This is a genomic window from Nonomuraea sp. NPDC049758 (assembly GCF_040674635.1).
Classification (GTDB): domain Bacteria; phylum Actinomycetota; class Actinomycetes; order Streptosporangiales; family Streptosporangiaceae; genus Nonomuraea.
On sequence record NZ_JBFAMZ010000016.1, the window covers coordinates 251,809 to 272,224 of the forward strand.

The window sequence follows — 20,416 nt, forward strand, 5'->3', positions numbered from 1 at the left end:
CTGACAACCTGGCCGATTTCATTCGATGATGGGCCTGCCTCAGATACTCATGACTGGCGTCAGTGGGTCAATGACGTTACACGTCATGTCCGCCCGACTGATCACGACTATGCGCCTGGAAAGCTCACTGTCCATTCAGGGCACACACTCCACCGCATCTCAGCAACACCGTGGACCGTCCCCGGGGACGAACGCATAACTCTGCAAGGCCATGCTGTCCGCTGCGCGGGAAGGTGGCTCTTGTATTGGTGAGTCGAGCTGTGCGCACGCGGCTCCAGATCCTCCGAACCGGTGGCGTCGTCGGGCAGCCTGCCATGCCGGAGACCTGCCGCCGAGAGGCAGACCTTCCTGCGCTCGCAGTGAGGCGGCGGGCGGCGCATAGGGCGGCCTCCTCCGTGCGGGAGGCAGGTTGAGCACGGCGTATAGGCCCGCGGCGCTGACGATGATGTGCGGGGCGCGCTCGGCGAGCGTGGCCGTGAGCAGGCTCCGGCGGCGCCGGTAGATCGTCCGCATCCGGCGCGACCGGCGGTCGTAGGCGCCGCAGGCGACGAAGTCGGCCAAGGTGAAGCGATGGGGACAGGCTCTTGCTGGTCGAGCCGAAGTAGACGACGCGGTTGGGGTCGAGGCCCTGCACGGCGCCGACCGGTTCGCGGTCGTAACGGAGCTCGCCGTCGTAGTCGTCCTCCAGCACCAGGCCGCCCGTGGCGCGGGCCCAGTCGATGGCCGCGGCCCGCCGCCGGGGGTGCAGGGCGCCTCCGGTGGGGTACTGGTGCGCCGGCGTCTGCAGGACCGCGCGCGCGTCCGTGGCGGGAAGGTCCTCGATCCGGGCGCCGTGGGCGTCCACGGTGAGCGGGACGGTCCTCAGCCCGGCCTCGGTCAGCAGGGAGCGGTGGAAGGCGAGCCCGTAGGCCTCGACGGCGACCGGGCCGCGCAGCACCTGGCACAGCAACCGCAACCCGTGCGCGTACCCCGAGCAGATCACGACGTGCTCCGCCGTGGTGCGTACGCCTCTGGTGCGAGCCAGGTAGTCCACCAGCGCCTGACGCACCTCGGACCGGCCACGGGGGTCGCCGACGCCGAAGGCGTCGCTGGGCGCGGTGGTCAGCGCCCGCCGGGCCGACGTGGCCCAGGCCGAGCGGGGGAAGGCGGCGGCGTCGGGGCAACTGGGCATCAGGTCGCCTGTCTCGCTGGGCTGCATGGTAGTCGTGATGCCGAAGGTGGAGCCGCAGGCACCCTGACGTTCGCGGACCTGCCGCGCGTGCTGCGCACCCACCGCGCCGAACGCATCGGCATCGCCATGACCTTCCTGGCCGTCACCGCCTGCACCTTCCTTCTGGACGGCGGCGTCGCCGACGGCGTGATCAGCGTGCCGCTCCTCGTCCTCGGCGTCGCCGGAATCGTGGCAACTTCCTCGCCGGCGCCCTGCTCACCAAGCGCCTGCGACAGACCGTGTGCGGCATCGGCCTGCTGCTCGCCGCCGCCCTGGCCGCCGTCGCGATCGGCGGCCAGGGCGTGCCGCGGCCGCGACCCTGGTCGTCTGGGGGCTGGCGCACGGCGCCGTCCCGGTCACCCTTCAGACCTGGACACTCGGCGCCGGGTGCCGCCGATCGTCCTGGTCGCACGCCGCCGGACCGGCCTCTAGCGAGGGGCGATGCCGTCGAAGAGGTTGTCCACAAGCGCGTCGACGAACGCCGTGCTCACCGGCTCGTCCGGGATGAGAAGACGGTGGTAGACGGCGCCCCAGAGCTGGTCGACCAGGACGCGGACGTCGACGTCTGCGCGGATCTCGCCGACGTCCTGGGCGTGCGCGAGCCGGCGGCGGGCCAGCTCGCGGCGACCGGAGGAGTAGAGCGCCCGGTAGGCGGCGGCTAGGTCGTCGTCCGTCTGGGACTGCCCGATCAACTGGCGCAGCGCCCGCCCGCCCGGGGTCGCCATGACCTCGGCGAAGGAGTGCAGCTGGCGGCGCAGGTCCTCGCGGGCGTTCGTCGTGTCGTCGAAGGCGAGCGTGTTCCGCACCGCGTGGAAGTAGCCGTCCAGCGCCAGCGCCAGCGCGCCGCGCGAGGGCCACCACTTGTAGAGGGTCGTCTTGCTGACGCCGGCGAGCCGCGCGACGCGCTCGAAGGTCAGGTCGGCCATGCCCTCGCTCAGGACGAGGTCGCCGACCGCGCGCAGCACGTCGGCCCGGACCTCCTCGGCGGGACGGCGACCGCGGCCGCGCGCTGGCCAGTCGGGTGTGCTGTCGGTCTGTGCGCTCACGGATCCATCCTCTCGGCCCGGCGCGGCCCGCGGGCGGGGCCGGGCATGAACAGTGCAGGGGTTCGCGACGAGTTCGCCATGGGCGCGGCGTCGAGGCGCACGGGTGGCGGGCGCAGAGGCCTCAGGCGATGCCGCCGTTGGCGAACAGGACCTGGCCGTTGACCCAGCGAGCCGGGCCGGCCAGGAACGCGACGGCCTCGGCGATGTCCGCGGGCTGGCCCAGCCGCTCCAGCGGGGCGGCCTTGGCGAGGTTCGCGATCTCCTCCTCGCTCTTGCCGTCGAGGAACAGCGGGGTGGCGGTCGGCCCGGGCGCGGCGGCGTTGACCGTGATGTCCCGGCCTCGCAGCTCGCGCGCCAGGATCTCGGTGATGGTCTCGACCGCGGCCTTGGACGCGACGTAGGCGCCGTACCCGGGGAACTGCAGGCGCGTCACGGAGGTCGAGAAGTTGATCAGTGCGCCGCCCGCGCGCAGGCGGTTGGCGGCCAGCTGGGCGACCACGAACGTGCCGCGGATGTTCGTGGGGTGCATCCGGTCGAGGTCGGCCAGGTCCAGGGTGGCGATCGGTGACAGCAGCATGATCCCCGCGGTGTTCACGACGACGTCGATCCCGCCGAACGCGGCCCCGGCGGCGTCGAACGCCTCGGTCATCGCGGTCTGGCGACCTGGTGCTCGTCGCTGACGTCGCAGGTGAGGGCCAGGACCTGGTGGCCGGCGTCGGCCAGATCGCCGGCGGCGGCGTCCAGGGCCCCGGTGTCGACGTCGGTGAGGGCGACGGCGGCTCCGACCGGTCACGCGCTCCGGCTCCTGTCGGCGAACAGCCTGTCCAGATGCAGGTCGATCGCGGTGAGGGCGTCCTGGGGAGTGATCACGTCCAGTTCGAGGAGGGGGGTGAGGCCGGTGAGGGCGAGGAGCAGGTTGGTCTCGGTCGCCGGGTCGCGGTCGGGGGCGATGTGCCCGTCGGCGATCGCCTGGCGGACCAGCTGCTCGACGAGGGCCCGCCCCTGGACGAGGCCGCGGCGCGCCTGCTCGTGGACGGCCTCGTCGTGCAGCGCCTCCAGGACGTAGGCGGCGCTCATCCGGCTGGTGGCGCGGGCGTCGGCGTGCAGGGGCAGCATCTCCGCGAGCGTCAGTCGCAGCACGTCACGCGGGTGCGGACGGTCGCCGAGCCCCGCGAGGCCCCGCTCGACGCGCAGCGAGGTCTGTTCCGAGGCGAAGTCCATGGCGAAGGAGAGCATGGCGGCCCGGGAGGCGAAGTAGTGCTGCAGCTGCCCGAGTGAGATGCCCGCCTCCTGCGCCACCACCCGTGTCGTCAGGTGCGCGACGCCGCGCTGCGCCACCACCCGCCACAGCGCGCGGGCGATCGCTTCGCGGCGTTCGCGGTGGTCCACCTGTTTCGGCATCGCGGGCCTCTCCCTCGTCACTCCGAGCCTTTCCCATACAGTTGACATAATACACTTGACCTATAACCATGGGGTGTCCGTCCGAGGAAAGGAGGCGTCATGTCCGAAGAGCCGAGGGTGCGGACCGCGGAAGGTGTGGTGCAGGGGCGCCGACGGCGGGGCCACGCGGTGTTCCGCGGCATCCCGTATGCCCAGCCGCCGGTGGGAGCGCTCCGCTTCGCCGCGCCCGCCCCGCCGCACCGCTGGGACGGCACGAGGCAGGCGACGGAGTTCGGCCCCCCGGTGCCGCTGTCCCTGCCGGTCGACGTGGGTCCGCCGCAGGGCACGGGCTGGCTGACGCTCGACGTCGGCACCCCGGATCCGGGCGCGGCCGGGCTGCCGGTGCTGGTGTGGCTCCCCGTGGGCGGATACGTCTCGGCGGCGTCGAGCGACCCGATGTACGACCCGGCGGCGCTCGCCGAGGCGGGGCTCGTCGTGGTGACCGTCAACTGCCGCGTGGGCGCGGAGGGTTTCGCGTTCCTCGACGACGCGCCGCCCAACCGCGGCTTCCTCGACCAGATCGCGGCGCTGGAGTGGGTGCAGCGGAACATCGCCGCGTTCGGCGGCGACCCCGGCCGGGTCACCGTGGCCGGACAGTCCGCCGGGGCCGGGTCCGTCGCCGCCCTGCTGACGATGAAGCCGGCGCGCGGCCTGTTCCGGCGGGCCATGGCCCACTCGGTGCCGGGGCTGCACAGCACCCCCGCGCTGGCCCGGCAGGTCACCGCCGCGCTCGCGGACCGGCTCGGCGCGGCGGCCCCCACCGCCGCGGCCCTGCGCGACGTCGACCCCTGGCGCCTGGCCGCGGAGCTCACCTCCTTCAACGCCGCCCTCCATGCGCACCGGGAGAGCTGGGGACGGCTCGCGGAGACCGGCACCGCCCTGTGCCCCGTCGTCGACGGCGAGGTTCTGCCCGAGACGCCCTGGTCCGCGCTGACCGGCGGGCGAGCGGACGGGATCGAGCTGCTCGCCGGCCACACCCGGGACGAGTTCCGGCTGTTCAGCGTCATGAGCGGGCGCCAGGGCGGCTTCACCGAGCAGGACGCGCGCACGGCCCTGGAACTGCTCGCGCCCCGGCCGCACGGCGCGCAGGCGTACCGCGCCGGGCTTCCGCAGGCCGGTCCGGAGGAGCTGGTGGAGACGGTGTACTCCGACGCCCTCTTCCGCATGCCGTCACAGCAGCTGGCCGAGGCCAACGCCGCGGCCGGCGGCACCTCGTACCTGTTCGAACTGTGCTGGGCCGCCCCGGCGCTCGGCGGCGCCCTGGGCGCCTGCCACAGCCTCGACGTCCCCCTGGCGTTCGGCACGCTGGACAGTCCCATCGGCGCGCAGCTCCTCGGCGACGAGCCCGCCCCCGAGGCCGTCGCGCTCTCCCGCGCGCTCAAGGAGGCATGGGTGCGCTTCGTCACCACCGGCGACGCGGGATGGGCCGCGTACCGGCCCGACCGGCGGCTGACCCGCGTCCTGGACGCCGAGCCGGCCACTCTCCCCTACCCCGAAGAGGTCTCCCGCCGGATCTGGGCGGGCCACTCCCCCGCGCCCTTCGACCTCTCGCAGGGCGGAGAGACGGTGCCGCGGCAATGAGGACGATCTGCGGCCGGGTGTTCACTCACCTGGGCGCCTGACGCAGGAACGCCGAGATGGCGGCGACGAACCGGCCCGCGTCGTCGAGCCACGGAAAGTGCCCTGCCCCGGCCTGTACGACGAGCTCGGCGTGCGGGAACAGCGCGGCGAGCTCGGCCACCGCGGCGGGAGGGGAGTTCAGGTCCACCTCGCCCACGAGCAGCAGCACCGGCGAGGTGAAGCGGGTGAGTGCGGCGCGGGTGACATCGGGGGCGAAGGCGCCCTCGGCCCCGAAGACGGCTGCCGCCTCGTTGTTCCGCTGCTCGTCCTCGGCGGCCTTGTGGGCCTGGGCCGTCTCGTCCCAGCGGCCGTACCAGAACGGCGCGATGGCCTGGAAGGCGTCGCCGGTGGCCTGGCCTGACATGACCTTCTCCAGGGCCGCGAACGCCTCCGGGAACCAGGGCTCCCCCTCCCGCAGCCGGGCGGTCTCCCGCCGGACCTCCTCGGTGATCCTGATGCCGACGGCGGCGACGCTGGGAGCGACCAGAACGAGCCTTCCGACACGTTCCGGATGGCGAGCCGCGTAGAGCACGGCCAGATTCGTGCCCCCGGAATGGGAGAGCAGGTCCATCCGGTCGAGCCCAAGGTGCTCGCGCAGGGTCTCGACGTCGTCGACAAGGCGGTCGCAACGGTACGAGGCCGTGTCCGGCGGCACGGCGGACCGCCCGGTGCCCCGCAGATCCGCCATGATCAGCCGCCGGTGCGCCGAGAGGCCCCCGAGGTCGCCGAGGTAGGCGGAGGCCTGCATCGGCCCGCCTGGCAGGCAGACCACAGGGGGGCCGTCGCCGAAGATGTGGCAGGCGAGCTTGAGGCCGTCGTGGGAGGTGAAGAAGTCCATGCCCGCCAGCCTGCGGGGAAACGGCGCGCCGCGGCTATCGTTAAGCCACAGCTACATGATGAGGGCGGATGGCGGTCGAGATCAGGTTCACCGCGGCGTCGGTCGCGAAGGTGCGATTCGCCGTCTCACCGCTGGGCGAGACCGTGCTTGCGCTGCGGATCCTGTTCGGCACCGGCGGTCATGCCGTCCACCTGCCCTGGGTGCGCCAGGCGCGCCCGCTGCTGGCGCGCGAGCGCGAGCTGCCGCTGCTGCGCGCGCTGATCGCCGGGCCGCTGCCGTCGTTCCTGTTCCCGGCGCCGGCTCAGCGCCTGCCGTCCATCGCGACGGAGCTGGACCTGGTACGCGCCACGCAGGACGACTTCTTCCGGCAGGAGTACGGCGCGGTCCTGGGCATGCCGGCCGACGACGCCCCCGAGCCCGCGACGGTCCTGCCACGGCTGGCCGAGGCGCTGCACCGCTGCCACGAGCTGCTGATCGCGCCCCAGTGGGGCCGGATGCGCGCCGTGCTGGAGGCCGACATCGGACGGCGCGCGCTGACCCTGGTGGAGGGCGGAGTGCAGGCGCTGTTCGCCGAGTTGCACCGCGACATCGCCTGGGACGACGGCCAGCTGGTCGTGCACGGCCGGCGCACCCCGCACTCCGTGTTCACGGTGGACACCGGCGGACACGGTCTGGTTCTGCAGCCCAGCGTCTTCAACTGGCCGGACGTGGGCGTCGACAAGGCCCCGGTCGCCGCCGCGTCGATCCGCTATCCGGCGATGGGCGTCGGCCTGCTGTGGGAATCGCCCCGACCGGCGCTGACGGGCCTGATCCCGGTGCTCGGCCACACGAGAACGCTGATCCTCGCCGCCCTGGCCGAACCCCTGACGACCGCCGCCCTGGCCACCCGCCTGAACATCACGCCGAGCGCGGTGTCACAACACCTGGGCGCACTGCGAGGGGCGGGGCTGGTGTCGACACAACGCAACGGCCGCACGGCCCTCCACCTGCGCACGGAACGTGCAACCCACCTGATGGACGGCCCGGCCCCGAACGGTCACTGACACGGCGGTAGTCAGGTCTGGAGGGTGCACGATGGGCGAGGCCGCCGACCATCGGATCACGGGCTGCCCGCCCCGCCCGCCACGGCGCCGAGGACGAGGCGGAGCATCGAGCGGGCCAGGGCCTCCGGGTCTCCGGCCGCGCTCTCCGGCAAGGCGCCGCTCAGCCACAGGGTGGTGAAGCCGTGCGCCAGCGACCACGCGGCGACCGTGGTCGTCCGGTCGTGTTCCGCGCTCGGCGACAGCGACTGGGCGCTGGTGTTGAGGACGTCCGCGGCGCGCTGCTGCGCGGATCGAACGCTGGGATCGTCCACCCGGTAGAGCTCAGGCCGGAACATCACCTCGAAGTGGGGCCGGTGGTCGAGGCCGAAGCGGAGGTAGGCGACGCCGACCTCCCACACGTCGCAGGCCGCGTGCTCAAGAGCGTCGGCGAACATCGTGAAGCCCTCGGCGGCCACCGCCGTCAGCAGCCCTTGCTTGTCGCCGAAGTGGTAGGCGGGGGCGGCGTGCGAGACGCCGGCGCGGCGGGCCAGCTCGCGCAGGCTCCATCCGGCCGGGCCGGATTCGCCGATGGCCTGCAGCGCGGCGTCGATGATGACGCGCCGCAGGTTGCCGTGGTGGTAGGACGGCTGGCTGATGTTCCTCACCTCCGCGTTCCAAGGCTCAGCGGGACGACCACACCCTAGCTTGACATTGACAAGATGACGAACCTCCCCCCAATCTGTCCAATGACAAGATTGGAGGACGGAATGGTTCCGTTCATCGCCCTCGTCGGTGGCTTCGTCGTCCTGCGGCTCGTGGGCCTGGTCGGCGTCGACGCACTGGACGCCTGGCAGCCGGCCCTGCGCGGCGCTCTGGCCCTGATGTTCGTCCTCACCGGCGTGCCCCACTTCCTGCCCTCGTGGCGCCGCGACTTCGTCGCGATGATCCCGCCGTCGTTCCCGCAGCCGGCCCTGCTGGTCACCCTCACCGGCGTCCTGGAACTGGCCGGCGCCGCGGGGTTGCTGTTCGCGCCGGTCGCGCCGTACGCGGCGATCGGGCTGGCGCTGCTCATGATCGCCATGTTCCCGGCCAACGTCTCGGCGGCCCGCCACGGCCTCACGCTGGCCGGGAAACCCGTGACCCCGCTGCCGGCCCGTACGGCCCTTCAAGTGCTCTTCATCGCCGCCGCCGTCGCGGCAGCCGTATGAGCTCCCAGGCAACCCGGCATCGGCGAGTTCGTGAGAAAGCCGGGGCCAGCAGTTCACGGTGTGGTCAAAGGAGCCGAAATGCCAGGGGTAGTAGATGGTCTCGAAGTCGCTCAGGGTGCGGCAGTAGGAGTCGGGGCCGCGTTTGACGACGATCTTCACCTTCATCGTCTTGCCGCAGCGATTCGTGATCCAGACCGTTTTCCTCTTCTTGCTCACACTCCGCTGGATGCAGGCCGGTGCCGTGCTTCTCCCTGCCACCACGGACGCCGGAACGCGCTGCAGCAGACGTACCTCGACGGCCCACAGGACATGCGCCTGATCGTCGACGCGCCGGTGCCGAGCCCCGGCCAGGGCGAGATCCTGATCCGTGTCACCGCCGCCGGAGTCGACTTCGCCGACATCTCGAAGGCCCACGCCATGTTCGCAGGCGGCCCCCGGCCACCGTACCTGGCAGGCTTCGAGGCCGCCGGTGAGGTCGTCGCGATGGGCCAGGCCGTGACCGGCCCCCGCCGGGGACCCGAGTCGTCGGCGTGGGAACCGGCGCTTTCGCCGAGTACATGGTTCTGTCCGCGGCCGCGGCGGTGCCTGTGCCTTCGGGCTGGACGGATCAGCAGGCGCTGGGTCTGGTCGTGAACTGGCCCACCGCGCCGGCCGCGCTCAAGCCTCTGGGCGGCGTCGCCGCCGGGCACGTCGTGCTGATCCACGCCGCGGCGGGCGGAACCGGCGGTGCTGACCCCCACCGCCACCGGCATCGCCCGCGTGACCAAGTTCCACGATCCCGCGCTGGTCACGACGTTCGGCTTCCCGGACACGCTCATGCGCTGACGCGCCGACGGGTACCGCCGTGCAGGCCGTTTCGCCGCCTGCCGAAGGCGTTTCAAGCGTCTTTGACGTCTTCGGAAGAGCGGTGCTCTACTTCCTGCCATGACGCCCCTGACGCACCTTCGGCCTGCCCCCGTCATCGACGAGACGACCCGCCTGCTGACCGAGCACTACATTTTCCCTGAGATCGCCGAGCAGCTTGCCGACCTGCTACGGCGACGCCTCGCCGAGGGCGCCTACGACGTCGGCGGCGCCGCGGAACTCGCCCGTCTGGTCACCGCGGACCTGCAGTCCGTCAACGGCGACAAACACCTGAGGCTGAAGCACCACGCCGACCCGGTGTCCCCCGAGCAGGGCGCGGCGACCCTGGAATCCATCCGCCGGGACTACGACACCTCGCTGGGCGGTGCGCCCCGGGTGGAGCTGCTCGACGGAGGGGTCGCCGTGGTGGAGCTGGCGCCGATGCTGTTCCCGCTGGACTGGGCCGCCGAACCGCTGAGCGCCGCGCTCACCTTGGCCTCCCGTGCCCAGGCGCTGATCGTGGACCTTCGCGACAACCGGGGCGGCGACCCGGACACCGTCGCCTTCGTCTGCAGTTACCTCCTGGACGAGCGCACCCACCTCAACACCATGCACTGGCGCGGCGGCGAGCGCAGCGAGCAGTCCTGGAGCCTGCCGCACGTTCCCGGCGCGCGCTTCGGCGGCAGCAAGCCTTTGTACGTGTTGTCCAGTGGCAGCACCTTCTCCGCCGCCGAGGAGCTGGCCTACGACCTGCAGCAGCTCGGCCGCGCCGTTGTCGTCGGCGAGCCCACCCGCGGCGGCGCGCACCCGTGCAAGGGCTGGACCGTCCACCCCCACCTGGAGGCCACCGTCCCCACCGGCCGCGCCGTCAACCCCGTCTCGGGCGCGAACTGGGAGGGCACCGGCGTGCAGCCGGACATCCCTTGCGCCGCCGCGGAATCCCTCGACCGGGCACACGCCCTGGCCCTCGCCCGGCTGGCAGGCTGACGCCGCCGACAGCCCTGCGTGCGCCGTCCGTGCTGTACGGCCTCCGAGTACATGTCCTGGCAGCGTCCCAGCGCGCGGTACGCCGTCTCCCGGTGGGGCGCTCGGCTCTACTCGTCGTGCTCACGTTCCGAGGGTTCCGGCGTCTGCGATTCGGAGGTGCGGGTGTTCGAGCCGACCGCCAGCGCGACCGCTGCGATCATGAAGCGATGCCGACCATCGCCGGCACCATCATGTTGCCGGCTCCCGCCGCGGACTGGACTCCGCCGGTGAGCACGTAGAGTCCGGCGAACAGGAGGACCAGCAGGCCTGCGCCGATGAACAGGTCTCTGCCCATCATGGCGGTGATCTTCAAGGGCAGTTCCTCCGCGCGTACGAAAAGGCCCCGGCCGGAATTCTCTTCCTGACCGGGGCACACTTCTTCCGGAACGGAGTAACGCGTCCCGCCTTTTCGGGCGAGTCACCGCGCTTTTCAGGCGCGGATGAAGCCGTTGACGATGAGCGGGAGTGACGCGTCGAGGCCGGCCACGTTCAGGACGCCTTCGTCCTTCGCATCGCCGATCGAATATCCCGCGGCCGTCATCGCGGCGACGACCACGCGAGCGTCGGCGTTGACGGTGCGGCGGTACGCGTCGAGGGCCTGGGTCGGGTGGGAGCGTCCCGCCCAGGTCTCGTTGTCGGTGAAGACGATGATGCCGTCCACCTCCATACGCTGGTCACGCGCCCACGTGAACGGCAGGGACAGGTCCGTGCCGCCGCCCGACGGCTGCCACGAGGCGATCTCGCGCAGGTTCGTGCGCGGGGTCACCTTGGAGGCGTGCACGGACGTGTCGACGTCGATGACATGGAGGTCGCCCTTCTCGATCCGCGACAGCATGACCGCCATCGCGTTGCCCACCTCGTACGGGGAGCCGATCGGGGAACCGCCCACCCGGACACCGCCGCCCCAGCTCATCGACCCGGACGAGTCGACGGCGACCAGCAGCCGCCTCCCGGACGGCTCGACCGCGCCGAACGACAGCTCGTACGTCTCCTCCAGCGCGTCGAGGACGGCCGGGACGGGCTGCCAGGTGTGCACGTCGGCGCGCGGGTTGGGCTGCGCCCGCCCGGAGGCGTAGACGCGCATCGCGAGCCAGGCGTCCATCGGGTGGATACGGGCGCGCAGGATCGCCTGCTGGTCGGTGAGCCGCAGCACCGCCCGCGACGTGGCGTCCGCCATCGGCTTGAGGGTGCCGAGCCGGGTCATGCGGGCCAGGTTGCGGATGAGCGCGGTCAGGCCGACCGTCTCGATCAGCGCCTCCCACACCGACGGCTCCTTGAGGACCGAGTCAGGCAGGAACTCCCACGGCACCTTCGCCTCGGTGACCACCCGGACCGCGTCCTCGGCGGTGGTGACGGCCTTCGCGGTCAGGAACCGGTCGACGGCGGGCAGCTCGTCGCGCGCCTCGTCGTCGGAGACGTTGCCGGCGATCCAGCCGAACAGCGTCCTGCGCCGGTCGGAGTCGGCGACCGGGTGGGCGATCCGCAGCACGTCCCGCAGCGCGAACGCCTCGCCCTGCGGCGTCCTGCGCTGGGCCGCCTTGCACGCCTTGAACGCGACCGCGTCGGCCTCGCCGGTGAGGAACCAGGAGCCGAGCGCCGTGCGCAGGCTCCGGCCCATCGTGGGCGCGGTGCCTCGACCGGTCGCCTTGCCGCCGAGGTTCTTGTAGTAGCCGAAGAACTGGGCCAGGTGGTCGGTGGTCCGGGCGACCTTCGCCAGTGCCTGCTTGGCCGCTCGGCGGGTGTCGGCGTCGCCCTTGGCGTAGCAGGCAGCGAGCGCGAACAGGGCCGGACGCTGCTTCGGCGCGCGCGGCGGCCGGGCCGTCGAGATGTCGGTGAGCAGCCTGACGACGCGCGGGCCGTCCTCGGCGATGGCCTGGAACAGCACGCCGGCGTTGTCGGCGGTCAGCTGGTTCTCGCCCACGTAGTAGGTGCCGCCGGTGGTGCCGAGGATGAGGAAGTCCTCCAGCTTGCACCACACGTCCTTGGCGAACGCGTAGCCGCCGGCAGCGTTCCGCACCTGGTCGGTACGGCCGGGGATCGGCTGCGTCTGCGGGGTCGCGAACGCCGAAACGCTCGCGAGAGGGTCACGTGCCATCGTCGGCTCCTTGCTCTCGACCCGCCCGAGGGCGGATATGACGAAGGGGAGCGGATGTGGTGATGTCCACCGGCCTTTATGACAGACGCTCTTCCAGCTGAGCTACCACCTGGTCTTGCCGGGTGGGCAGGACTCGAACCTGCGACAACCTGTTCCCGATAACCGACGAACTTCGACCCGCTCCCCTGCCTGTGCGCGTCAGCCTTGCCGGCGGTACGGATGTGGGGATTCCGACCGGCCTTTCAGCGTGCTGCCAGTTACACCACGGCCCGCGAGTGCGGGCCGCCGGGATTCGAACCCGGACAACTCGAATGAGATCGATAACCGATCGGATTCGACCCGTACCGCCGGCAAGGCTGACGTGCGATCAGGTCCGGAACCGGCACGGATATGGGTGCCCCACCGGCTTTTACGGTGCTCTGCCATTGAGCTACACGGACCTGAAATCCGTGGCGGGATTCGAACCCGCAACCACCGGCTTAGAAGGCGACAACCGATGAGATTCGACCCGTGCCGGCACCAGACCTGACCAGCTTCGCGCGGCCCGGAAAGGCGCGGATGTGTGTGGCGGGCACCGGCGGGTTCTTCGTTTCAGAAAGATAACCGATGCCCATTCGACCCGCGCCTTTCCGTGTCTCGCGAAGCTGATCCCCACATTAGCGATCAGCGTGCCGCATCACATCTGAATATCGCCGAGATGGGGAAATATCAGTCCATCGTCCCGAGCGAGGCACTGACCCGCCCTGCTCGGCAGGTCAGTCCCACGGCGGGAGGGGGCCGAGGTCGCGGGCGATGTCACGTGGTTCCACGCCTGCTCTGCCTGCTCCTGTTGAAAGACGAGCTTTCCAGACTCGTCGTTGTTCCGGCTGGGCACTGTGGTTGATCCGCGGAACGCGCGAATCACGTGCGATGTCCCTCTAGGGAGTGGTCCGGTCGCCGGTCAGTGCCGTGCGGGCGGCGGCGAGGATGTCCTCCGACAGCGGGTCGCCCGCGGTGGCGCGGGCCAGGACGAGGGCGCCGACCATGGTGCACAGCCGTACGACGCCGTCCTGGTCGGCGGTGGCGAGCCAGGCCGCGCTGTCGCCGACCTGCTCGCTGAACACGCGGCGAGCCTCCGCGTCCCCGTGACCGCGGGCGATGTCGACGGCGAGCCCGGCGGCGGGGCAGCCGTCGGCGGCGTTGTCGCGGTGCGTGGCGGAGAGGTAGGCGTCGATGAACGCCCGCTGGGCGGCTTCGCGATCTCCCGCGTGCCGTTCGAGCGCGCCGGCGCGAACGTCGGCGTGCTCCTCGAAGGCGCGCGCGGTCGCCTCGCCGATGAGGGCTTCCTTCGAGGCGAACTGCTTGTAGAAGCCGCCGTGGGTCAGGCCCGCGGCCTTCATCAGGTCGGCGACGCTGACCTCCGTGCCCTGCTCGCGGAAGAGGCGGGACGCCGTGTCGACGACCCGCCGGCGGTTCTCCCGCGCCTGCGCCTGTGATCCGCGTCCCATCTGCGCCCCCCATTCGGATGTCAGTTGTCATCTATCCTATGCTGCGACAGATAGATTACGTTCATCATCTATCTCATCGGCATCAAGGAGGCAGGCATGGTTCTGAACGGCGCGGTCGCGGTGGTCACCGGCGCGAACCGGGGTCTGGGACGCCACCTGGCCGCACAACTGCTGGACCGCGGCGCATCGGTCTACGCGGCCGTCCGCCGCCCCGACGACCTGGACCTGCCAGGAGTCAGCCCGCTGCTCCTCGACGTCACCGACCACGCGTCGATCCGGGCTGCCGCGCGGATCGCCACCGACGCGAACGTCCTGATCAACAACGCCGGGATCTCCACCGGCACGCCTCTCATCGGCGGCGACCTCGACGCGGTGCGCCGGGAACTGGAGACGAACTTCTACGGCCCCCTCGCCGTCACCAGAGCGTTCGCCCCGGTCATCGAGGCCAACGGCGGAGGTGCGATCCTGAACGTCCTGTCGGTGATCTCGTGGTTGCACCCGGCGCGAGCCGGGGCGTACGCGGCAGCGAAGGCGGCCGCGTGGGCACTGACCGACGCGGCCCGCGAGGAACTCCAGCCCAGGGGGATCAGCGTCTCGGCACTCCATGTCGGCTTCATGGACACCGACATGACCGCCGGGCTGGACGGTGTCCCGAAGGCGGACCCCGCCGACGTCGCCACCCAGGCACTCGACGGGCTCGCCACCGGCCAGGCCGAGATCCTGGCCGACGACCTCACCCGCCGGATCCGTCAGGCTCTTGCACGAGGACCCGTCCCGACCGGCAGGTGATCGCCCGGCGCGAGCCGGGCCGGCCGTTCCGCGCGCCGCCTTCCGCCGCTCCCCGCCGGAATCACGCGGCGGGTGCGGCCGCGTCGGCGAGAAGGGTGAAGGCGGCGTGCATGCCGAGCCACTGGGCGAGAAGCCCGACCAGGCCCGCCGCCAACGGCATGGCGCCCCAGCTGAACAGGCGGGCGGCGGCGTTGTAGCGGCCCAGCATGCCGGGGTGGACGAGGCGCTGGCTGGGGGTGCGGGCGTTGACGGTCCACAGGATGCCGCCGATGCCGCCGAGGAAGGCGGCTGCGGCCACGGTCCACAGGTCGGTGGTGAACACGGGCGCGGCGACCATGGCGGCGGTGCCGATCAGGTCGGCGAGCATCGACACGTGATGTGACACCTACGGCTTGGCCGACGAGGTGATCGGGGCTGCGGAGTCCGGTATCCCCGCGTAGTCGGGCAGCTCGACGCCGTTGATCGCGCGCCCGACCAGCTCGGTGAACCATTCGCCGGCGAAATCGGGGCGCGGCTCGGCGTCCGGCCCCGGGACGACGCGGCTGCGGGCGTTCAACCGGCCGATCTCCTGGTTGGCCTCGACGAACGAGCGCATCCGCGCCTCGTAGCGGGCGAACCCGGCGTCGGGGTCCCATCCGGCGGCGGCCAGCTCTCCGGCCAGCAGGTAGGCGCCGACCAGCGCCAGCCCGGTGCCCTGCCCCGACATCGGCGAAGAGCTGAACGCCGCGTCCCCGAGCAGCCCCACCCGTCCACTCGACCAGCGGCCCATCACCACCTGGGCGACCTGGTCGAGGTAGAAGTCCGGGGTGTCGTCCAGGTGCGCGAGGATGTCCGGGGTCAACCAGCCCAGGCCCGCCACCCGCTCACGCAGCAGGATCTTCTGGGCCGCGATGTCACGGTGGTCGACGTCGAAGTCGGCCGAAGGGAAGGAGAAGATGGCCATCGCCCGGGTGGCGTCCTGGATGGGCCGCAGGAGGGCGGAGCGACCGGACTCCTGATCCTGGTACTCCAGCAGCCAGCGGTCCAGCCCGAACTTGTTGGGCACACTGTAGAAGGCCAGCACGTGCCCGAGGTGGCGGAGGAACCGCTCATGCGGGCCGAAGACCATCGCCCGCAGCGCCGAGTGCAACCCGTCGGCCCCGACCACCAGGTCGAAGCGCCGCCGGTCACCGCCCGCGAAGACCACGTCGACCCCGTCCGCGTCCTGGACGAGCTCCGCGATCCGGTCGCCGAAGACGTACTCGACGCCGTCGCGGGTGTCGTCGTAGAGCAGCTGGGACAGGTCCCCGCGCAGGATCTCGATGTCCGCGATGTACCCGTCGCCACCGTCGTCGTCGGCACGGAAGGTCTCCAGCACGTGCCCGTCCGCGTCCACGGTGTGAGCGCCGGCGGTGTCGGTGCACGCCGCGCGCACCGCCGCGTCCAGCCCCATGCGCACGATGACCTCCTTGGCGACCCCGCGCGCGTCCACCGCCTGCCCGCCTGGACGCAGCTCGGCAGCCCGCTCCACCACGGTCACCTCGGCCCCCCGCCGGCGCAGCCAGTGGGCCAGCGCGGGTCCCGCGATGCTCGCCCCCGCCACCAGCACCCTGGGACCGCTCGCCCTCTGCTCGCCGGTCCGGACGGCGTGCTCCTGCTTGGAGTCGTCGACGCTCATCACTGCCTCCATGTGCTTCCTCCCGCGCTGAACGTTCCCAGCACGGGCCCACCGCTGTCGGTGTGTCCAGCGGTATCGACCACGCATCCGCACAGAACTCATCGGCGCACCCGAAGTCGCGTCCACGCTCCCGCGCCGGGTGCCTTCGGGGCCGCTTCGCGGTTCTGCGCTCAGGTGAGGCTGAAGGGGGCCGGTTCCACGTCGAGTTCTCTCATCGCCTCGGCATAGAGCCGGTAGCGTCTACGGGCCTCACCATGGCGGCGGGCCTTGGTCAACGTTCGGACCAGGTCCAGGTGGGCCGCCTCGTCGTAGGCATCCCGTTCGAGCAGCCGTAGCAGGTAGCGCACCGCTCTGTCGGGGTCGTCGGCCGCCTCCGCGAGCGAGGCCAGCTCGCGAAGCAGGGCCTGGTGCACGGCGCGGGCCTCCTCACGAAGAGGCTCCAGCCACTCGGCGTAAGGAGAGTCCTCGCAGACGTCCCCGGTGTAGCGGGCTTCGGCCGCGACGAGAAGATCCTCGTCCTCGGCGGCGAGCGCCTCGGCGGCAGCGCAGAGGAACTCCTCGACATCGGTACGGAGTCCGACCAGCTGGATGCTGTACTTGTCGGCGCGTACGAACTCCCCCGGGCCGAACTTCCGTTGCGGATCCAGGACCGAGCGCACGGTGGACAGAGCGACCGAAAGCCGGTTGGAGCAGGACGCGGGCTCCTCGCCCGGCCAGAGGATCTCCATCGCCGCCTCCCGGGCGACAGTGCGGCCGCGTTGGCACGCCAGCCAGGTCAGCAGGTCGCGCGCCTTGCGGGACTGCCATTCGACAGCGCCGCCGCGGCGGCTGAGCCGTACTCCGCCCAGCATGCACAACCGCACGGCGTCCTGGTCGAGGAGCGTGATCCCGCGGAGCAGGCCGGCGCCGGAGCTGTGCGGCCCGCGGACGCCGACGCGGCGGAGCTCCTGCTCCGCCTCGTCGAGGCCGGAGCCGCTGAGCCGCGCGCGGGCGAAGGCGTTACGCGCGATGTCCACCGGGCTGCCGATCCGCGCCCAGATCTCCGCTGCGGAGGCCAGCAGGTCTGCCCGCTCGCCCGGGGATTCGGCCATGGTGAGGGCCGACAGTTCCAGGGCTTCGGCCATCTTGGCCCGGTCGCGGCGGCTGACGGCCGCCTCGTGGGCGGATCGGGCGTAGGCGCCGGCTTTGGCCCGATCGCCGGTCTCTGCCCAGACCCAGCCGGCGGCCAGGAGCGCGTCCACCCGGCTGGAGCCGCCGCCTGCCGCGACCGCGCGTTCGGCCAGCTGTACGGCCAGCGCCGGATCGTCGACCGCGTGGACGCGGGCCAGTCCGGCCAGGGCCGTCTGGGTCAGATGGGCGTTCCGGAGTTGTTCGGCATGCTTCAGGGAGTTCTCGAAGCTGATCCGGGCATGCATCAGCTCCCCGCGTTCCAGATAGACCTGGCCGAGCCCCGCCAGGGGGTGGCCGAGCTTGTCGCTGCCCACCCGGCTGAAGATGTCGCGGGCCCGTCGGAAGTCGGCCAGGGCTTCGTCGAGTCTGCCCAGGCCCATGAGCGCCTCGGCGCGGTTGTGCAGGGCGATCGCAGTCTGGACGGGGTCCCCGACCAGGTCCGCTCGCCGTACCGAGAGGTCCGAGTCGGCGATGGCCTCGTCGTAGCGGGCCTCCTCCGTGCGGCTCGCGGCGCGGTTGGCCAGGACGCGGGCCGACAGCAACAGGTCTCCCGCGCTCTCCGCGGCGGCCAGGGCGAGGGCGCTGTGCCGTTCGCTTCCGGCCCCGTCGCCGGCGTCGTGGGTGACCATGGCCAACGCGGTGTGGGCGCAGGCGGCAGCGCGTTCGTCCTGGCAGCGGGTGGCCATCGCCAGGGCCTGTTCGGCCAGCTGGGTCGCCTGCGCGCTCTCGCCGACCAGCCAGCGAGCGCTGGCGGACCAGGCGAGCAACATCGCCCGGTCGGAGGAGCTCGACGAGGGCAGCGGAAACGCCGAGCCGTCGAAGCCGCCGGCCAGCTCGAACGTCGACAACGCCGCCTTGTAGTCCCCCCGCTGGTAATAGATCATCCCCATCCGCCAGGCCACCGCGGGGTCGGTGGCGTCGACACGGCGAAGGCACTCCAGCGCGCCGGCCCAGTCCCCCTGAACCTGGCGTGCCCGCCCCTCGGCCAGATTCACGGCACACGTCCGCCACTCCTCCGGCACGGCGACGCAGGCCCGGACGAGCTCAGCCGCGTGCCCCTCGGCGAGCAGCGACGCATGCCACCTTTCGATCATCGCCATCCGATGGCCGGGCTCGTCACACACCGCCAGCGCCTCCCGGACGAACCCATGCGACTCATACCAATGGGCCGCCATCGAGCTCCGTCCGGCATCGCCCATGAACTCCCTGACCAGGGTGGACACCACATAGCCCTGATCGCAGGGCGTGATCAGGATGTGCTGAGCGGCCAGAGCGCGGAGCTCCTCGCGGGAGACGGCGACCCCTATCGCCTGGCACAGCTCGTCGGTGAACCACGGCAGCCGAGCGGTCGCGCGGAGGAACTCCTCGTGCTCGTCCTTCACCACCTCCTCGACCAGATAGTCGAACACCGGCGTGGCGGCGATCCGTTTGGCACGGTCCGACCAGGGCAGGCCGCTCAGCCAGCTCAACGTGAGCCGTACGGCGACCGGCCATCCCTTGGTGAGCTCGTGCACCTCCTCCGCCAGGTCGTCCGCCCCCAGGACGATCGAGGAGAGCGAGCGGGTCTCGGCAGGAGTGAAGGCCAGCTGTTCGGCCGACACCTGGAAGACATGGCCCAGGCCGCGCATGCGCTGGATCGGGAAAGGCACGGCGGAGCGTGAGATCAACACCAGGTGAAGGTCGTCGCCGCCGTGGTGACAGAGCTCTTCGAGCAGGCGCGCCCCGGGGGTGCCCGGCTCGATCCGCTCCACCTCGTCGATGACGACGACGGTCGGCCGGCAGACGGCGGCGGCCAGCTCGGTGGCGAGCCCGGCGGAGCGGATCCAGCCGGCCGGCGCGCCCAGGGCTTGGCAGATCTCTTCGATCAGGGTGGCGTCGTCGGCCCAGGTCAGCCACGCCACCGGACGATCAGGCCGGGCCCGCGTCCAGCCGCGTACGGCTGAGGTTTTGCCGCCGCCCGGGCCCGCGGTCACCACGGTGAGCCGGTGTCGCGGGATCTGATCGAAAAGGGCGGTGAGTTGCGCTCGTGCCAGCAGAGGCTCGGTCGCCGTCACAGCGAGAAGTATCTGCCGGGCTGGACTTCAAGGCAACTGAAAGATCCATTTCTACCGTTGTTCTCGTCCCGAACAACGAGGAGAAGACCATGAGAGTCATCCCAGCCCTGCTCGCGGCGAGCGCCGGCGTCCTCATGCTCGCCGCGCCGGCCACCGCCACCACCGAGGCCATGAACGAGCCCACAGCCGAAGAACTGAGGGTGGCGCCGATCGCCGAGGAACCGGTGGAGGCCGACGGCCTCGGTACGTAAGGCCGACAGCTGGCTCATCAACTGTGCGTCGGCCGGCAACCCGCCCCAGATCGCCGCCCGCCATCGGCTCTTCTCCTTCAACAACGTCCTCAGCAAGTGGGCGGAGCAGAGTGACATCCTGGTGTACCCGGGGCAGGAGCAGCACGTCGAGAAGGGCCTCGTCAACCGCTACCGCAGGATCATCCAGGACGACACCTGGGGCTCCGACCCTGAATGCCTTTCCTGCGCGTACACGCGTGAGGGCCGCTTCCACGACTGAACCTCGACCTGCCGCGGACCAGCCAGGCCATCGACCGGCGAGCGGGCGGTGGCCTGGGCGGCGATCACAGGGAGTTGCCGGACGTGAGGTCAGCGGTTGTGGTCGCGGGCCGTCACCTCCCAAGCCCGTTGCTCCTACGTGATCCAAACGTCAAGGTGAGGGTGCGACAAGAGCGCCCAAGGCGGCCATGACGGGACGCTTCAGCAACACCCTCAGCACCTTGACCTGCGACCTCGGCCTTGACGCCGGAGTTCGGCCTGCCCAGGACGCCGGTCCGCCAGGTGACCACGCAGTTGTAGGTGCCGTTAGGGCCTGTACGGAGTTGAGATCAGAGGGATTGCCTGCGGTACGGCCGGTGACCCTGGTAGGCCATCGAACATGGCGCGTGGAGACCTCACCGA

Annotated in this window: 19 protein-coding genes and 1 pseudogene; 8 read left to right on the top strand and 12 right to left on the bottom strand. The window is 71.4% G+C overall.

The annotated features are described in order from the left end of the window. Nucleotides 1–124: 124 nt before the first annotated feature. The 4 genes and pseudogenes from AB0J46_RS35705 to AB0J46_RS35720 form a co-directional block, all read right to left on the bottom strand. Entirely contained in the window at nt 125–1,273 is a 1,149-nt protein-coding gene (locus tag AB0J46_RS35705; RefSeq protein WP_364338512.1) for a PLP-dependent aminotransferase family protein, read from the bottom strand. Between the two features lie 365 nt (nt 1,274–1,638). Then, entirely contained in the window at nt 1,639–2,256 is a 618-nt protein-coding gene (locus AB0J46_RS35710; RefSeq protein WP_364338513.1) for a TetR/AcrR family transcriptional regulator, read from the bottom strand. A gap of 121 nt (nt 2,257–2,377) precedes the next feature. Continuing rightward, nucleotides 2,378–3,000, bottom strand: a pseudogene (locus AB0J46_RS35715) (SDR family oxidoreductase). 45 nt (nt 3,001–3,045) lie between these two features. Then, nucleotides 3,046–3,657, bottom strand: coding sequence for a TetR family transcriptional regulator C-terminal domain-containing protein (locus tag AB0J46_RS35720; protein ID WP_364338515.1), 612 nt, complete (start codon nt 3,655–3,657; stop codon nt 3,046–3,048). Between the two features lie 99 nt (nt 3,658–3,756). Between AB0J46_RS35720 and AB0J46_RS35725 the strand changes: the two genes are divergently transcribed. Next, entirely contained in the window at nt 3,757–5,277 is a 1,521-nt protein-coding gene (locus AB0J46_RS35725; protein WP_364338516.1) for a carboxylesterase family protein, read from the top strand. Nucleotides 5,278–5,302: 25 nt separating this feature from the next. On the opposite strand, the gene AB0J46_RS35730 is transcribed toward AB0J46_RS35725, so the two are convergent. Then, on the bottom strand, nt 5,303–6,154 hold the full coding sequence (locus AB0J46_RS35730; protein ID WP_364338517.1) for an alpha/beta hydrolase: 852 nt from the start codon (nt 6,152–6,154) through the stop codon (nt 5,303–5,305). 68 nt (nt 6,155–6,222) lie between these two features. On the opposite strand from AB0J46_RS35730, the gene AB0J46_RS35735 reads away from it, so the two are divergent. Then, the gene (locus AB0J46_RS35735) at nt 6,223–7,197 is read left to right on the top strand and encodes a DUF5937 family protein (RefSeq protein WP_364338519.1); all 975 of its coding nucleotides are present in this window, start codon (nt 6,223–6,225) and stop codon (nt 7,195–7,197) included. A gap of 56 nt (nt 7,198–7,253) precedes the next feature. Here AB0J46_RS35735 and AB0J46_RS35740 read toward each other — a convergent pair whose 3' ends face one another. Next, nucleotides 7,254–7,841 carry a TetR/AcrR family transcriptional regulator gene (locus AB0J46_RS35740; protein WP_364338520.1) on the bottom strand — a complete coding sequence of 196 codons (588 nt, stop codon included), beginning with the start codon at nt 7,839–7,841 and terminating at the stop codon, nt 7,254–7,256. 102 nt (nt 7,842–7,943) lie between these two features. Between AB0J46_RS35740 and AB0J46_RS35745 the strand changes: the two genes are divergently transcribed. From AB0J46_RS35745 to AB0J46_RS35755, 3 genes are all read left to right on the top strand, one after another. Beyond that, nucleotides 7,944–8,384 carry a DoxX family membrane protein gene (locus AB0J46_RS35745; RefSeq protein WP_364338521.1) on the top strand — a complete coding sequence of 147 codons (441 nt, stop codon included), beginning with the start codon at nt 7,944–7,946 and terminating at the stop codon, nt 8,382–8,384. 309 nt (nt 8,385–8,693) lie between these two features. Continuing rightward, a complete protein-coding gene (locus tag AB0J46_RS35750; RefSeq protein ID WP_364338522.1) occupies nt 8,694–9,017 on the top strand; it encodes an alcohol dehydrogenase catalytic domain-containing protein in 324 nt (107 codons plus the stop codon). A gap of 291 nt (nt 9,018–9,308) precedes the next feature. Continuing rightward, nucleotides 9,309–10,214, top strand: coding sequence for a S41 family peptidase (locus AB0J46_RS35755; protein ID WP_364338523.1), 906 nt, complete (start codon nt 9,309–9,311; stop codon nt 10,212–10,214). Between the two features lie 196 nt (nt 10,215–10,410). Here AB0J46_RS35755 and AB0J46_RS35760 read toward each other — a convergent pair whose 3' ends face one another. From AB0J46_RS35760 to AB0J46_RS35770, 3 genes are all read right to left on the bottom strand, one after another. Further along, entirely contained in the window at nt 10,411–10,566 is a 156-nt protein-coding gene (locus tag AB0J46_RS35760; protein WP_364338525.1) for a hypothetical protein, read from the bottom strand. Between the two features lie 117 nt (nt 10,567–10,683). After that, on the bottom strand, nt 10,684–12,348 hold the full coding sequence (locus AB0J46_RS35765) for a TROVE domain-containing protein (protein ID WP_364338527.1): 1,665 nt from the start codon (nt 12,346–12,348) through the stop codon (nt 10,684–10,686). Nucleotides 12,349–13,265: 917 nt separating this feature from the next. Further along, nucleotides 13,266–13,835 carry a TetR family transcriptional regulator gene (locus AB0J46_RS35770; protein WP_364338528.1) on the bottom strand — a complete coding sequence of 190 codons (570 nt, stop codon included), beginning with the start codon at nt 13,833–13,835 and terminating at the stop codon, nt 13,266–13,268. 96 nt (nt 13,836–13,931) lie between these two features. Between AB0J46_RS35770 and AB0J46_RS35775 the strand changes: the two genes are divergently transcribed. After that, a complete protein-coding gene (locus AB0J46_RS35775; protein WP_364338529.1) occupies nt 13,932–14,624 on the top strand; it encodes an SDR family oxidoreductase in 693 nt (230 codons plus the stop codon). 61 nt (nt 14,625–14,685) lie between these two features. Here AB0J46_RS35775 and AB0J46_RS35780 read toward each other — a convergent pair whose 3' ends face one another. From AB0J46_RS35780 to AB0J46_RS35790, 3 genes are all read right to left on the bottom strand, one after another. Next, a complete protein-coding gene (locus AB0J46_RS35780) occupies nt 14,686–14,997 on the bottom strand; it encodes a hypothetical protein (protein ID WP_364338530.1) in 312 nt (103 codons plus the stop codon). Between the two features lie 12 nt (nt 14,998–15,009). Further along, nucleotides 15,010–16,281 carry an FAD-dependent monooxygenase gene (locus tag AB0J46_RS35785; protein ID WP_364338531.1) on the bottom strand — a complete coding sequence of 424 codons (1,272 nt, stop codon included), beginning with the start codon at nt 16,279–16,281 and terminating at the stop codon, nt 15,010–15,012. Between the two features lie 170 nt (nt 16,282–16,451). Beyond that, nucleotides 16,452–19,505, bottom strand: coding sequence for a tetratricopeptide repeat protein (locus AB0J46_RS35790; protein ID WP_364338532.1), 3,054 nt, complete (start codon nt 19,503–19,505; stop codon nt 16,452–16,454). 89 nt (nt 19,506–19,594) lie between these two features. Here AB0J46_RS35790 and AB0J46_RS35795 point away from each other — a divergent pair, with 89 nt between their 5' ends. Together AB0J46_RS35795 and AB0J46_RS35800 are read left to right on the top strand one after the other, a co-directional pair. After that, complete coding sequence (locus tag AB0J46_RS35795; protein WP_364338534.1) at nt 19,595–19,756, top strand: hypothetical protein; 162 nt, start codon at nt 19,595–19,597, stop codon at nt 19,754–19,756. Between the two features lie 121 nt (nt 19,757–19,877). Continuing rightward, nucleotides 19,878–20,015: a hypothetical protein gene (locus AB0J46_RS35800; protein ID WP_364338535.1), complete on the top strand. Its 138-nt coding sequence runs from the start codon at nt 19,878–19,880 to the stop codon at nt 20,013–20,015. The last annotated feature ends 401 nt before the right edge of the window (nt 20,016–20,416 follow it).